This is a genomic window from Methanobrevibacter sp. TLL-48-HuF1 (assembly GCF_023617305.1).
GTDB classification, from domain to species: Archaea; Methanobacteriota; Methanobacteria; order Methanobacteriales; family Methanobacteriaceae; genus Methanocatella; species Methanocatella intestini.
Genome location: NZ_CP081485.1, coordinates 943,346 through 960,913, shown reverse-complemented (window position 1 = coordinate 960,913; position 17,568 = coordinate 943,346). Strand labels below are relative to the sequence as shown.

The following is a 17,568-nucleotide window of genomic DNA, read 5'->3' as shown; positions in this document are numbered from 1 at the left end:
AAATGACTTTAACAGATTCTGAAATGGAATATATTGAAGGAATCCTTGGCAGGAAAATGAATGAACTGGAAGAAGGGATGTTGGATGTAATGTTTTCAGAACATTGCTCCTACAAAAGCAGCAGACCAATTCTAGGTACATTTCCTACTGAAGGGGAAAATATTATTTTAGGTCCTGGAGATGATGCAGGTTTAGTTTCAGTAACTGATAAATATGCTTTGGCTGTTGGTATGGAAAGTCACAACCATCCTTCAGCTATTGAGCCTTATGGTGGAGCAGGTACTGGAATTGGAGGAATTTTAAGAGATATTATTTCTATGGGTGCAAGACCAATAGCTCTTTTAGATTCTTTACGTTTTGGATCATTGGATGATGAGAAATCAAAATATTTATTTGAACATGTTGTAGAGGGAATTTCTGACTATGGTAATAGGGTAGGAGTTCCAACAGTGGCAGGTGAAGTTGAATTTGATGATTCATTTAGAACAAATCCTTTAGTTAATGTAATGTGTGTAGGACTTGTTGAAAAAGATAAAATCGTTCGTGGAAAAGCTCCATATGTTGGGGATGTCTTTTTATTGATGGGAGGTACAACTGGCCGTGATGGAATTCATGGTGTAACCTTTGCATCAGAAGAGTTAACTTCAGATAGTGAAACAGAAGACAGGCCTGCTGTACAGGTAGCTGATCCATTTACTAAAAAAAGAGTTTTGGAAGCTTCTCTTGAAATTTTAGATGAAATTAATGTTAGCGGAGTTAAAGATTTAGGTGGTGGAGGATTAACCTGCTGTATTTCAGAGCTTGTTGATGAATCAGATAATGGTGCAAGAGTTGATTTACGTAATATTCCTTTAAGAGAAACAGGAATGACTCCATATGAAATCATGCTTTCAGAATCTCAGGAAAGAATGGTTTTTGTAATTAATCCTAAAGATGTTGAAAAAGCACAGGAAATCTGTGATAAACATGAAATTGTTTCAGCAGTTATTGGGGAAGTTATTGACGGAAACAACATGATAATTGATGATGAAGGTTCTTCTTTAGCTGATTTGCCAACTATACTGTTAGCTGATCCTCCTTCACTTAATCGTGAATTAAAAGAAATACCTGAAGATACATCAAAAGTTGAAGTAGAGCACCCTCCAGTTAGGCAATCCTTACTTGGACTTTTATCTTCACCCAATATTGCTTCCAAACAATGGGTTTACAAACAGTATGACCACGAAGTTCAGGTAAGAACTGTTGTAAAACCTGGTGATGATGCAGCTGTTTTAAGAATTGATGATGAGACAGCTATTGCACTTGCAACTGATGCAAATACAATCCACACTAAATTGTCTCCGTTTGATGGCGGTGCAGGTTGTGTAGCTGAAGCTATTCGTAATGTAATTTCCATGGGCGCAACTCCTTATGCTGTTGTGGACTGTCTTAACTTTGGAAATCCTGAAACTCCTGAAATATTATGGCAATTTAAAAGAACAATTGAAGGTATGTCACTTGTAGCTGAGAATTTTAATGCTCCGGTTATCAGTGGAAATGTAAGTTTTTATAATGAAACTGAAGGTATTAAAATCAATCCTACTCCTGCTGTTGGTGTTATAGGTGTTGAGAACATTGAAAATATCAGAACAATGGACTTTAAAAACTCCGGTGATAAAATCCTTTTAATTGGTACTACTTATGATGAAGTAACCGGTTCGGAATATCATAGGGCTATTCATAATATTGAAAAAGGTATGGCTCCAAGAATTAGGATTGAAGATGAATTGGCTAATGGTAAAACTATCTTAAAATTACTTGATGAAGATTCATCTAAAAATATTACAGCTATTCATGATATATCTAATGGCGGATTAGCTGTTGCATTATCTGAAATGGTTATGAAAGGTAATATTGGTTGTGAAATAGATTTGGATTCAGTTATAACTTCTGATGATTTGGAAGAATCAGATTTAATTTATAGTGAATCACATGGTAGATATATTGTAACAGTAAAGGCTGATGCTGTTGATGAAATATTAAATAAAATAAATGTTCCTGTAGCTATTATAGGGGAAGTTAAAGGAACTGTTTTAAAACTTGGAGATAATGAATTTACCATTGATGAATTAAATAATTCTTATCATGGAGTTATTGAAAAATACATGGCTTAAGCTGGTGCGCTGATGTTTTTGTCTAAATTAGATTCTCTAAAAGATGCTTTGAAATTAATGGAAAGTAATCAGAGGGTAATGGATTATGAAGAAATACCTTTAAAAGATGCTCATAAAAGAGTGTTGGCTGAAGATATTATTTCTTTTCATGATTCTCCTCCTTTTGATAAATCTGCAATGGATGGTTTTGCCCTTAAGGGAGTAAATACTTTTGGAGCATCACAAAGCAATCCTAAACATTTAAAAATTGTTGATTCAATTGGTGCAGGAGATTTTTGTGACAAGATAATAGGTGAAAATGAAGCTATTGTAATAGCTACTGGATCTCCTGTTCCTGCAGGTGCAGATGCTGTTTTAATGAAGGAGTATACTACAACACAGAGTGATGAGTTAACCATTTACAGTCAGGTAACTCCTGGTGAAAATGTAAGTCCGAAAGCTGAAGATATCAGCAAGGGGGATGTGGTTTTATCTAAAAATACATTTATCAGATATCAGGAAATGGGCTTAATAGCGTCTGCAGGATATAATACAGTTAAAGTTTTTAAAAAACCTAAAGTAAAGGTAATTATTACAGGCAATGAACTTGTAGATCCAACTAAGGAAGAAATATCTAAAGCTAAAATAATCAACTCTAACCAGTACACAATTGGCTCCATGCTTGAAGATTGTGGAGTTGTTTTTGATATTTGTCATGTAAAAGATAGTTTTGAAGAAGTTAAGAAAGCTATTTTGGAAGCATTAGATGAATATGATGTTATAATGACTACTGGGGGAACAGCTATCAGTAAAGGTGATGTGGTTTTGGATGTTGTTGGTGATATTGGGGAGATATTATTCCATGGTGTATCTATAAGGCCTGGAAAACCTATTGGTGCAGGTATTGCTAATAATAAAATGATATTTACATTTTCAGGACAGCCAGTTGCAGCTATGACTCAATTTGATATTTTTGCGAGGAAATATTTATTTAATATGCAGGGCAGAGACTTTAATTTCCATATTGTTCAAAGAGAATCTTTATTAAAAATTCCTTCTCAGCTTGGAAGAACCGATTTTGTCCGTGCATTTTCAGATGATGATTTTGCAAGGCATGTGTTGAACAGGGGTTCTGGTATAATTAGGTCTATGGTGGAGGCAAACAGCTACATCATAATAGATGAAAATGATGAAGGATATCAAAAGGGCGATATAGTTGATGTTGTCTTCTTTGATTCATTAATTTGGTAGACTAAGAGGTCATTTAATGAATGGTATTTATTATTATTTAATCGCTTTCATTGTTATCTGGATATTGGCATTCGGATTAAAAAGCAAATTAACCAATCATGGATTTGAAATTCAGTTTCCTCTTATTATGTGGAGAACTGAAAAGTTTAAAAATTTTATAAAAAGGATGGCTAATCTTTCTCCACGGTTTTGGAAATGGTTTATGAATGTAGGGATTGTAATTTCATATATTGCAATGATATACATTACATGGACACTGCTTAGTTCATTATCCTCAATGTTATATGCTCCTTCAGTTTCTTTAGTTATTCCTGGAGTTGAACTTCCTGGTTCATCAATTTATGTTCCTTTAGGCTATGGATTGGTTGCATTAGCTACTGTATTGATAGTTCATGAATTTTCTCATGGTATATTGGCTGTTGCTGAGAAAATAAATGTTAAATCAGTAGGTCTGATGCTTTTTGCAATTCTTCCGGGGGCATTTATGGAACCTGATGATGAAGAAATGAAAGAAGCTAAAAAATCTTCTAAATTAAGAATATATGCTGCAGGATCAATGGCAAACATTACTTTGGCAGTGATAGCTCTTTTAATAGTTTCTGCAGTAGGGTCTTATGTTATTCCATCTACTTTTGAAGAACATGGGATTGAAATTGACAGACTTGTAGGAGACTCTCCCGCCAGTAAGGTTCTTAAGGAAGGAATGGTTATTGAATCAATTGATAATCATAAGGTTCATGACTCAAACAGCTATGTAAATGCAGTCAATAATCTTAAACCAGGTCAAAACATAACTATAGGAACGAATGAAGGTGATTATTCTATAGTTTTAGATAAAAATCCAAACAATGAGTCTAAAGGATATATGGGTATTCAAGCAGCTAAACATTATGAATTAAATGATGGTGTAGCTAGTACTTATGGAGATTCTCTGCCATGGATCTGGTTTAATATTCTGGAGCTGTTCCAGTGGATATTCATGTTGAATCTTGGTATTGGTTTATTTAATCTGCTTCCGATAAAACCTCTTGACGGAGGACATATGTTTGAGACATTACTTAGTTATAAAGTCTCTGAAAAGTATTACAAGCCAATTACAAATTCACTGTCCCTGGTTTTAGGGATGATTATAATATTTAGTTTGGTTTATGGATTTTTATAATCCAGAATATTATTTTTTTCATGGTAATGTCAATATTTTAGTAATTTCAACTTGAACACAAAAAAATCAATAAATAAAAAAAGGAGTATTTAAAAAAAGATTTTAAATACTCTAAATTTCATTTTTCTTATTTCTATAATAACCAAGTCCAATTAGAATAGCAACAAGTAGAATAACAACAATAGTAACAATAATATTATTAGTGGATATTGCACTCTTATTAACCCTCTTAGAAACCTCATAAGATTTAGACTCAGAACCCTGCTCATTAGAACTGGATTCTCCTATAGAACTACTAGAACTAGAACTAGAAGATGAGGACGGACTTGAAACAGCACTGTCTACACCGGTAAATATAATGTCACTTACACCAACAGCAAAATGACCATCTAAATCAGAACTAATAGAACTACCATTACTTACCACATCAATAACAACATCAACAATCTCAGAACTAGTATTGCCATTTACAGGATTCTCACTAGAGGTACCATTTCCGTCACCAGTCACATTATCAGCTGAAGTATTACCTTTAGACTCACCACCGGTATTTCCTCCTTGAGAAGGATTACTTGGAGTTACAGGAACATTAGGATTACTAGGAACATCTGGCTTAGTAGGAACCTCCGGTTTACTAGGGACATCTGGCTTAGTAGGAACATCGGGATTACTAGGAACAACAGGTTCGGTAGGTTTAATTATAATAACATGATACTTTCCATCTTTATCAAAATAACCGTTATCTATCAACTCATTAGGCTTAAATCGGTTATAAGTATGAATAGCATTACCGTTACCTTTATTACCAATAAAATAACTGTCTATAATGGTTAAAGAACCTGTATTCTTAATTGCACCACCATCGATTATAGCTTTATTATTAGTAAAATTAGAACCACTAACAATAGTCTTACCAGTAACCCACAAAGCACCACCATTTGATCCTTTATTATTATCAAAAACAGAACCGGAAATCACATTATTAGCTCCATTAGAATAAATAGTAGCTGCTACATTACTAATACCACCAACAGCATTATTATTTTTCACAACAGAATCGATAATAGTCATATCAGCACCGCCACGATTATTAATAACACTGACTTCCAAACCACCTTTATTACGGGTAAAAGAGGAATTCTCAATGTATAATTTACCTGAAGAAAACATGTCAATTACACCATTACTACCACCATAATTATCATCAAAATTACAGCCAGTAATGCTTAAATTGGTATTAGCTTTTCCACGAATATCATATATTTCAATAACACCTGCAGAAGCACCAGCACTATTGGCAGTGAAATTAGTATTGATTAAATCAATATTGCCTCCGGAAGAAAAAATTACTCCACCTTGAGAGCCCCAATGATCATAATAAGCAATATTATTATGAATATTACAATCCTCAATAGTCAAATTAGCATTATTGGAATTAATCACACCACCACTACTGGCTTGAGTACTGTGGAAATTGGATTCTTTAAGAATTGTAGTACTGTTTGCATAAATAGCTCCACAAAAAGCAGCAGGTCCAGAAGCCTTATTAGATAAAAATTCAGAGTTACTAACATTTAAAAAACCATTATTAAAAATAACTCCGGAACTTCTTTCAGCATCATTACCAAAGAAATAACAGTCAATTACAGTTAAATAGCCATCATTATAAATAGCACCGGCACAACCGCCTTCCTCAGGAAAAACAAGAATAGTATCATCTTCTAAAGAGTTACCATAATCATCCCACTTGTAAGGATTCACAGAAACAGCTTTATTATCTCTAAAGTTAGAATTAATCAAAGTAGCAACACCCTCATTATAGATTACACCACCTAAATTAGCATTATTATGTATGAAAGAGGAATCTATAACTGTTAGATTTCCACTATTAAAAATAGCACCGCCGGAATATTCTTTCTCAATACCTTTAATATCTTCAGAGTGAAGATCACTAAATAATAAATTAGCACCTAAAACAACAGCATTCCTTAAAACTAATGAACCGGTAGAAGTAATATTGAAAATACGAGTATTAAACTTATTTGCATTAATCTGGAAATTATTACCTAAAATAGTTACATTCTTGTCAATAACAATACCGGAGCGTAAATAATAATCACTACTTATAAGTTCAATATTTCCAATTAAATTAATAACACCACCATCAACAATACTGTTAATTGCCTCAGTTAAATTATCAAAACTGCCATAAACATTATATATAGTATAACTTCCATTACCATGACTTATTTCACTATCTGGAGTTAAAATTATACCATAACATTTATTATCAGAAATATTATAGCTGTTTTTATCTACATCTTTAATATTAATAGAATATTTACTAGACATCACCACAATATTATTTATTACACTAACATTAGAGGGATATTTGGAATTAGATGACTTTACAAGTAAAATACCAACACCGGAAGAAGAATTAATAATATTGCCATAAAGAGTAAGTCCTGTTAAATTACCAGTTTGATAAATACTGGCTTTACCTACAGTACTAACAATATTATTTAATACATTAATATTATCTCCATCAGCATAAATACCGTAACCATCACCAGTAATGTCAATATTATTATTGGATATAATGGAATTGGATCCGCAATAAATTGCTGAAGAACTAATAAGGCAATTGGCAATGGTATTATTGGAAACTAAACAATTATCTCCAACAAAAATACCGTAATCAGCACCAATACGATCAGCACTTAAATAAGCAACACCAGTTAAATTAAAAATTTTATTATTAATCACGGTGGAATTTTCATAAGTAGAAATCCCTCTGAAAGTTCCTATAATAACATTGGAATCAATGGTGTTATTAAAACCCATCATTTGCATTCCATAACAAAAAGCATCAGGATTATCAATCATACATTTTAAAGTATTATTATAAAAAATATTAAAGTTAGCTTCACCACCATGGAAAGCACCACTGCCCCAAATGGAAATATAAATTATATTGGCATTATCACATTCTAAATAATTATTAGCTATATAATTATAATCAGCACCACCTAAAACCATAGTAGAATAGGATTTACCACTTACAGTTCCAGATTTAAAATAATTATTAGAAATATTATTATATTTAGAACCAGGATTAACTATACTGGCAAAAGCTCCATAAGTTACAATGGAATTATTCCAAATATTACAATTTAAAGCCCTATAAAGAATTAAACCAGGACTATTATTGTTAATAATCCTAATATTACTAACATTAACATCAGAAGAGGTGATATAAAGATAACCTTCACGAATTATACTATTATTACCAACAATATTTACAGGACGATTAATATTGAAATGTTTATTATCAAATTCTCCTGATAAAATCAAGGTATCTCCATTTTTTACTGCAGCAGAATCTAAATTACCAAATCCATCAAAATATTGAGTATAATTATATTTAGAAATTACATGCTGGGTAGAACCAGAACTAACAGCCTCATGTTCAGAAATCACATTTAAACTATCATCAGAACTGATAGAAACATCAGCATTACTAACAGAACAATCAACATCGGTGGAATTCACATCAGTTGCACTAACATTATTAAGTAATATTAAAATACTTGAAATAAGTACTAATATAAAGATTGCATTTTTTTTCACTTTTTTTCACCTCCCTTTACACTTGTATTATAAAATTAGTTATACGTACTTTTAAATTAAAAAGAAGAATAACCCACAATCACACTTAAATAGAATGATTGTGCCTTAGCCTTAATTAAAAATTTACATTTGCACAATATAATTAAATTCATTTATTTTATTTGTTCTTAACATTTTTACATCATTTATTGCTTCTTTAAAGCATATTAATACTTTAAAAAAGAAAAAGGGTTTTAATAAAATAAAACCCTCATTACAAAAATACTTTTATCTATTCACTTTAATAGTATTAGAAACCACCGCTTGACCATAAGATGAAGTAATAATATACTCACCAGGCATTAAATTAATATTTAAACTAGCTACTCCATTACTATCAGTTAATTTGTTGTAGAAAATACCATTAATATTCATAGTAATATTAACGCCATTAACAGGTTTACCAACACCATCAACTAACTTAGCCTTATACTGATCAGGATTTCCGTATGTTTTAACTAAATTTTCACCAGTTAAAGTAGGTAAAACTTTAATAGTGTTAGAATACATTTCACCATTAACTGGGTTAATAGCAGTTAAAATGTATGTTCCGCTGTTTAAATTAATATTTAAAGTAGCTACACCGTTAGCATTAGTATTTTTTTTATAGAAAACACCATTTATGTTAAAAGTAACTTCAGTATTGGTTAATAAACTACCGTCTTTGTTTAAGAAAGTAGCAGTATATTGAGTACCATTTTGGAAGTATTTAGTAATATTATTACCCTGAATAGTACATAAAACAGTAACTGTACTACCAACCATTTCATTATTTACTGGGTTAATAGCAGTTAGGATGTATGTTCCGCTGTTTAAATTAATATTTAAAGTAGCTACACCGTTAGCATTAGTATTTTTTTTATAGAAAACACCATTTATGTTAAAAGTAACTTCAGTATTGGTTAATAAACTACCGTCTTTGTTTAAGAAAGTAGCACTATACTGAGTATCATTTTGGAAGTATTTAGTAATGTTGTTGCTCTGAATACTAGATAAAACAGTAATTGTACTACCAACCATTTCATTATTTACTGGGTTAATAGCAGTTAGGATGTATGTTCCGCTGTTTAAATTAATATTTAAAGTAGCTACACCGTTAGCATTAGTATTTTTTTTATAGAAAACACCATTTATGTTAAAAGTAACTTCTTTATCAGCTAAAACTTTACCAGTTCCGTCTACAAAAGCAGCATGATATTGAGTATCATTCCTATAGATTTTAGTAATGTTTTTACTTTCAACAGTAGATAAAATAGTCACATTATTAGTTATTGATGATTTAGTATAATCCTCAGTACCATTATATGTAACAGTAACAGTATAATTACCTGTATTTAAATTAAGACCTATACTAGCTTTACCATCTTTATCAGTGAACCTAACATAATCTACACCATTAATATTGATAACAACACTTTGATTAAATAAAGCATTACCTTTAATATCAGTTAAAGTAATTTCGTATCTTGTACCGTTTTTAAAGAACATAATAACATCATTACCAGTTAAAACACTTGCAGACATTACAGGAGTGTTATTAGCAATAATGTTACCGGAAGAAGGTGTTACACTAACATCACCTTTATAATAAGGAGAAATTAGCTCATTATCAACAACAGTATTACCTTCAGTATTTAACTTAACAGTATAATTACCAGTAGTTTTAACACTATTGTCTGAAATTACAGCTTTTCCGGAATTTATTTTAATACCTACATTTTCAGAACTAATAGAATCACCAGTAGTTGGAGTTCCAAGACCGGCACCATTAGTAACAATTGTATTACCTGAAACAACTAAATCTTTACAAGCAGAAGCAATACCTATAGTGAAATTACCATCTGCAGAGATAGTGTTATTGATTATAGATTCTTCAGTTCCCATTACTTCAAATCCGTAAACAGAATTAGCTAAACCATAAACAGTATTGTTAACATAATCTACAGTTAAATTAGCACCATAAACAGAAGAATAAACAGGATATGCAACAGCACTTGCAACAGCACTTAAATTATTATTCATTACAATACCGGAAGATTCACCACCAATAACAACTGTATTAGCATAATGATTACTAGTAAATGAATCAATAACATTGTCAACAACAGTGAAATTATCTAAATTGCTTAAACTAAGACCATAAATATAAGAGTTACCGATACAATCAATAATATTATCACTAACAATCACATCAGCGGAATCAGAAAGCATAACAGCATAAATAATATCATAAGAACCAAAAACACCATCATAGCTAAGGTCAATTATATTGTTAGATATAACAGCACCGTCACAAGATGTAACTTCTACACCACCAGTTTTAATATCAAGATTCCAAGAAGCATCATAAATAGCACCAGAAGGAATAGTAATATTCATAATATTATCAATAATATTTAAATCAGTACAATTATCAAAAGATAAAGCCTTATTAATACCAGTACCATTAGTTTTACCAACAAAAATAACAGTATTGTTAAATAAAGTTAAATCATTACAAGAATCGGCTAAAACACCATAAGCATCACAATCAAAAGCACCAGTAACATTAATCACATTACCGCTTAAAACAACACTATCACCATTAACTAAAACACCGTAAGTCAAAGCACTATCATCAGAAATATCAACAGTAAAATTATTGACACTGACATTATCAGCACTAATATTTAACATAATATCCAATAAAGTAGCATTACTGCCTGATAAATCAATAGGACGATTAATATTAATGGAAGTTATATCAAGACCACTAAAAGTACCAACAAAAGTTAAATTACTACCAACAAAAGCGGATTTTAAATTACCGTTACTATCAAAGAAACTAAAGAAAGTATCATTAGTAACAGTACCTACATAAGCCACATTAATAGTACCGGAAGTAAAAGCAGGTTTATGATTAGCATCACCATTATAAACAGCACTTAAACTATGTTTACCAGGTTCTAATTTATTCAATACATACTCAACTCTACCATTAATTAACTTAAGATTAATTGGATTACCATTGTCTACAGATAAAATTACAGTTCCATTTAACAATGGAGTAGATGTAATAACGACTTTAGCAGGATCACCGAAAATTATATCTTCAGTTTTAATACTAATTTTAGTATCAGCAACAGAAACACGGAAACTACTACCAGATGGATCATAATCATGAGAATTGAAATTATCATTACCTGCAGTAGTTGCAGTAACAATATAAGATCCTACAGCTAAATTGGTGAAATTTCTAACAGCAACACCATTTACAAAAGTAACAGGATAGCTAGTACTCCATCCAAATAGAATATTACCAGTTCCATTATACAATGGATTGGTTTTAACAGTTATAGTTTCAATTTCACCATATTGAATATCTTTAACAGTAATAACAACATTGGTATCCGCCTTAACTATAGTAAATGATGAAGTGGCAGATGAATTTTTATACATATCATTTCCACTATAATTAACTGTAAATGAATAAGTATTAACATTTAAAATTCCTAAATTAAGAGAAGCTGTTCCATTAATTAAATTAACAGTATAAGATTTACCATTAACAATTATATTAACAGTACCGCTAGCAAGACTTTTATCTACACCGGTAACAGCAACACCAATACTGACATTATTTCCATATACTCTACCATTAACACTTGCATTAATAAGAGACTCCATTTTAACAATATCAATTAAGAATTTTTGATTATCAACAGTACAGATAATATTTCCTTCAGAATTTGTAACGGCAGTGAAAGTAGCTGTATTGTTATTAAAGTTAACAGTTGAAGAATTAACACTAGCACTAGCAGAAACAATCTCTAAAACACGATTAGGTATTATATATGTAACATCAGTACCATTACTATTTTTAAACACAATTGAAATAGTATTATTAGTTCCAACAAAAACACTACTGATATTATTATCTATAGTAGCTACGAACCAGTTGGTAATATTTTGTACTCCATAAACTAAATTAGATACATTATTAGGATTATCATTAGAACCCCACCAATTATCATTTAAAATAGTATTAGAACCTCCAAATACAGCAGCACCTAAACCGGAAGCAGTATTATTTAAAATTACAGAATTAATCATATTTAAAGTAGTATAAATTGAATGATATATTGCTCCGCCATCAACAGCATTATTTTCAAAGAAATAAGAATCAGAAATAGAGTAACTATATCCACTTCTAATAGCTCCACCTTCAGTAGCATTATTTTTTATAAAACTACAATTAGTTATTTTTAAATCTGAACTAATCATCAATGCACCGCCAGAAGGAGCCTGATTACCATTAAAAATACAATCATCAATAGTATTTCCTAAACTACGAGCTGTATAATATGCCCCACCAAGACTGCCAGCAGTATTATTAGTAAAAATACAGCCAGTCATGTAAGTTTTAGCTACTTGTTGGTATTGACTTGGATCAGTATAACTTGCAACTGCACCGCCCCAACTTCCAGCATGGTTGCCGGTGAAATTAGAATACATTATAGTAATAGTATCTGTAGAATATCCCATACCATTACGAATAGCTCCGCCAATTGTAGAAGCAGTATTGTTAACAAAATTACAGTTCATAACAGTTAAACTACCTCTATTCATGATAGCTCCACCTCCATTTTGAGAAGGATTACCATTTGAAACACTATTGCCTTCAAAATAACAGTTACTTATAACAGTATTTTCATTGCTAAATATAGCTCCACCACTACCAGAACCAGTAGCTCCTGCAGTATTATTAATAAAACTACATTTTATAATTGAACCTCCACTTATTACAATAGCTCCACCATCACCATAAGCAGAATTATTAATAAAGTTACAATTGAAAACATCACCTTGACCATTTAAAGCCGCACCAGTACCATAATGATCATCTATAACTGGATTACTGGTGAAATTAGAGTTAATTACATTGAAACTTCCTTGAACACATATTCCATGATTATTTACAAAATTACACCCAGTAATATTAAATGCACCATAATTAACATACCTTCCATAATTATCATCGAAATAACAATTATTTAATGAATTATCAAAATAATTTCTAATATGGTAAATACAAGCAGAGAAACTACCAGTGTTATTTATAAATTTAGAATTATTAATTGTAAGAGATACATCACCATTATTATAAATTACACCAGAATCTATATAGCTATTATCAGCACCATTATTTTTAAAAATAGAATCAATAATTGTTAAATAACCATTATTATAAATGTTTCTAACATCAGCAGTTAAACTTGCAACTGCATTATTATTCATATATATAACATTTTTTAAGGTTACTCCTGATGTTTTGGAAATGTAAATATTTCCATTAGAAGACATTAATCCATTAATAAATGTTAAATTATCAATGATAAGGTTTTTTGCATTATTAATTGTAAAGAATGTATTACTATTTCCTCCATCAATTACAGCATTTCTTCCTGTAATAGTTAATAAACCGGTGTTAATTATAATATTTGTATTTTCATTTCCAGAATAAATACCATCTAAAATATGAATTGTTACATTATCATAACCATAAGCATAATAAACTGCTTTTTTAATAGTTTTAAATGGATATAATAAACTTCCATTATAATTATCATTTCCAAGACTGTCTGAAACATATAAATCTGTAATAGTTAAAGGAATCACATTGATTTTTGCAGTTCCATTATTTATAACTAAATCATTTAATGCATTACTATAATTTCCAGAAATAGTATACTGGCCATTTTTAAATACATAATTTAAATTTGCCTTATTATTAGACAAAGCAGAATTTCCAATTAGAACTCCATCAACATAAAAATTAACAATGCCTCCGGAAATAATTGCATTATCTTTATTGGATAATGTAGCAACAATATCGTTCATATAAGTATTTGAAGTGATATCTGTAAATGTTAAAGTTAAACCCGCCATCTGAGTAATGTAATAATCACTTAAACAAATATCATTTAAAACTCCTTTAGCAGTATTATTAATATATTCATTATTTACAAGTGTACAGTTGTTAATTAAATATAATGCTCCTCCAGAAAATGTAGCTGTATTATTAATAAATTTAGCTCCAGATACATTACAATTACCAAATATAGCTCCGCCATATTGGGCAGTATTATTTATAAAAGTATCATTAATAGAAACACCATAACCCAAACCAAAACTAGCTTTTACTGAAAAACTTATTGCACCTCCATAATATTTTGAAGTTATATTGACAAATTTATTATTTGCACTATATAAATAAGCAGTTTCATCTTTATTAAATGTATATACAATAATAGCTCCAGATAAATAACTATACCTCTTTTCAACTTGAGTACGTTTTCCACCACCGACGATTATGTCTTTAAAAATTGAATTAGTAATAGTAGCATTTTTTGTGGTAATAGCTCCTTCACCAGAATTTAAATCAGATATGATTTTTTCAAAAATACAATTATCCATTATAAGATTGCTTACAGACAATGCTCCTACATAATGTTTAGAAAAACAATCAGTAAAAATACAATCGTTAATAATAGTTTTTCCTGCCTGTGAAGTCATTACACCCGCCTTTTGAAATGCATCACTTGCAAAATTATTAAAAGTTAAATTTACAAAATTAAGTGAAAGTATTTTATTAGATATGGTTGTACTAAAGAATGTACTAGTAGATGTTCCATCAATAATGGTTTTATTATAATTTTCACCAATTATAGTTAAAGTTCCTATTGCATCTAAAGTTAGATTAACATTACCTGCACCAGAATAGTTACCTTCTTTTAAATGAATAATAACATCCGCTCCATTATTAAAACCATATTCTAATGCTTTTTTAATAGTTTTAAAAGGGCTTGTTTCAGTTCCTAAACCGGAAGTATCATTACCATTAACAGAAACCCAAATATTTAAAGGAGTCCTATCAACATTTACAATTAAATTACCAGCTATACACTTACTATATTCAGTACCATGAGAACAATTAGCAGTTAAAGTATATTTTCCATTATCTAATAAACCAATATAATTTAAAGTTGTTACACTGTTAGTAACACCTTTGGTTTGTCCTAATAAAGTTCCATTTGCATAAAAATAAATATACCTACTATAACTACTAATTGACACATTATTTCCATCAATATCAGTAACATGAGCAGTTAAGTTAAAATTAGTGCTATTTGTAGTAGTATTTAGTAAAGTGATAAGTAAATTCATATATCCACCATTGTAAATATTACCCTGATTATTGCTTGCATTAATGAATTTGTTTCCACTTACATAATTATTTCCTTCTAAATATACAATAGAATAACCTGTTCTTTGATTAGTACAGTTTATAAAAGTATTGTTAATTAAATAACCATCTTTAGAGTTTAAATATATACTTGCATCATGACCGTTTGATGTGATGTTTATAAATTTATTTCCAATAATATTCGCTTTAGATACGCCAAGAAGACAGACTGCAGATCCCTGAGTATTAGATGATCTTCCATAACAATTAATAAAAGTATTATTAATTAAATTAACACTGAGGTCAGATGCATAAATAGCTCCTGCCCTATTTGAATTTGAATTATCTTTAAAAGTAGAATTTATAACAGTTAAATTATTATATTGCTGATAAATAGCACCATATCTACCAACAGCATAATTATTTTCAAATACACAGTTTTCTATTGTTAAAAGAGCATTACTTTTTATAACTGAAGCCTGACTGGTAGTACTGGAGTTACAATTTATAAAAGTAATATTTTTCAATGTTACTATTGAATTCCTATTCATTGATAAAAATATAGGGCTAGTATAATTACCATCAATAATAGCTTTATTATAATTTTCACCAATTATAGTTAAAATTCCTACGGTATCGAAAGTTAAATTAACATTACCTGCACCAGAATAGTTACCTTCTTTTAAATGAATAATAACTTCTACTTTATTATTAAAACCATATTCTAATGCTTTTTTAATAGTTCTAAAAGGGCTTGTTTCAGTTCCTAAACCGGAAGTATCATTACCATTAACAGAAACCCAAATATTTAAAGGAGTCCTATCAATGTTTACAATTAAATTACCAGCTATACACTTACTATTTTCATCACCATAAGAACAATCAGCAGTTAAAGTATATTTTCCATTATCTAATAAACCAGCATAATTTAAAGTTGATACACTATTAATAATTCTGGAGTGGCCTAATGAAGTTCCATTTAGATAAAAATAAACATATGCATATCTGTATAGTGACACATTATTTCCATCAATATCGCTTACACGGGCAGTTATGCTAAAATTAGTATTATTTGTAGTAATATTCGATAGGGTAAAAAGTAAATTCATTGTCCCCTGACTGTAGATACTACCCATATTATTACTTGCATTAATGAATTTGTTTCCACTTACATAATTCTTTCCAGTTAAATATACAATAGAATAATCCGTTCCTTGATTAGTACAGTTTATAAAAGTATTGTTAATTAAATAACCATTATTAGAGTTTAAATATATACTTGCATCATAACCGTTTGATATGATATTTGCAAATTTATTTCCAACAATGTTTGCTTTAGTTATACTATTTAAATAGACTGATGATCCCTGAGTATTAGATGATCTTCCATAACAATTAATAAATGTATTATTAATTAAATTAACATTATCCAGACCTTCTGCTCGAATAGCTCCTGCTCTATTTAAATTTGAATTATCTTTAAAAGTAGAATTTATAACAGTTAAATTATTACTTCGTTGATAAATAGCACCATAAGCATCAGTTCCATAATTATTTTCAAATACACAGTTTTCTATTGTTAAAATAGCATTACTTGTTATAACTGGTGCCTGATTTTGAGCAGCAGTACTGGAGTTACAATTTACAAAAGCAATATCTTTCAATGTTACTAGTGAATTTTTACTCATTGATGTAAATACAATACCTGTATATTTACCATCTATAAAGGTTTTATCACTACCTTGACCGATGATAGTTAAACTACCGCCTGAAGAATCAATATTCAAATTTGTATTTTTTTCTCCACTAAATGTTCCTTCGCTTAAATAAATAACTGTATCCTGTGTTTCAGTTACACTTGATATTGCTTTATTTAAGCTATTATAAGGACTTTCCTTACTACCAGCACCATCATCAGAACCAGTAGTATTAACATAAATATTTACAGAATTTGATGAAGGATTTTCCCCCCCAAAATTCATATTTGAGTCTACATTAGTTGCAGCATAATCACTATTAGAAATAGTTACACTATTGTCTGTAGCACTTGCTGCACTAATTGTTAAAAAAACTAATAAGACTAAACTTATCAGCATTATGTTTTTTAATTTCATCTTCATTTTCAC

5 protein-coding genes are annotated in these 17,568 nt (G+C 30.0%); 3 read left to right on the top strand and 2 right to left on the bottom strand.

The window, feature by feature from the left end:
- Positions 1-2 precede the first annotated feature (2 nt).
- From purL to K4897_RS04610, 3 genes are read left to right on the top strand one after another with little or no spacing between them, the layout of a single operon-like run.
- Positions 3-2,153 (top strand): phosphoribosylformylglycinamidine synthase subunit PurL, encoded by a 2,151-nt coding sequence (gene purL / locus K4897_RS04620; RefSeq protein WP_019265227.1) that lies wholly within the window; start codon positions 3-5, stop codon positions 2,151-2,153.
- A gap of 12 nt (positions 2,154-2,165) precedes the next feature.
- On the top strand, positions 2,166-3,383 hold the full coding sequence (gene glp / locus K4897_RS04615; protein ID WP_250416935.1) for a gephyrin-like molybdotransferase Glp: 1,218 nt from the start codon (positions 2,166-2,168) through the stop codon (positions 3,381-3,383).
- Positions 3,384-3,399: 16 nt separating this feature from the next.
- Positions 3,400-4,545, top strand: a complete 1,146-nt coding sequence (locus K4897_RS04610) for a site-2 protease family protein (protein ID WP_250416934.1) — start codon at positions 3,400-3,402, stop codon at positions 4,543-4,545.
- Between the two features lie 111 nt (positions 4,546-4,656).
- On the opposite strand, the gene K4897_RS04605 is transcribed toward K4897_RS04610, so the two are convergent.
- Complete coding sequence (locus K4897_RS04605; RefSeq protein WP_250416932.1) at positions 4,657-8,178, bottom strand: right-handed parallel beta-helix repeat-containing protein; 3,522 nt, start codon at positions 8,176-8,178, stop codon at positions 4,657-4,659.
- A 267-nt stretch (positions 8,179-8,445) separates the two neighbouring features.
- Positions 8,446-17,556 carry an Ig-like domain repeat protein gene (locus K4897_RS04600; RefSeq protein WP_250416931.1) on the bottom strand — a complete coding sequence of 3,037 codons (9,111 nt, stop codon included), beginning with the start codon at positions 17,554-17,556 and terminating at the stop codon, positions 8,446-8,448.
- Positions 17,557-17,568 lie beyond the last annotated feature (12 nt).

Coding starts and splice junctions, on each gene's coding strand:
- glp (WP_250416935.1), top strand. CDS start 2,166: ATGTTTTTGTCTAAATTAGATTCTCTAAAAGATGCTTTGAAATTAATG.
- K4897_RS04610 (WP_250416934.1), top strand. CDS start 3,400: ATGAATGGTATTTATTATTATTTAATCGCTTTCATTGTTATCTGGATA.
- K4897_RS04600 (WP_250416931.1), bottom strand. CDS start 17,556: ATGAAATTAAAAAACATAATGCTGATAAGTTTAGTCTTATTAGTTTTT.
- purL (WP_019265227.1), top strand. CDS start 3: ATGACTTTAACAGATTCTGAAATGGAATATATTGAAGGAATCCTTGGC.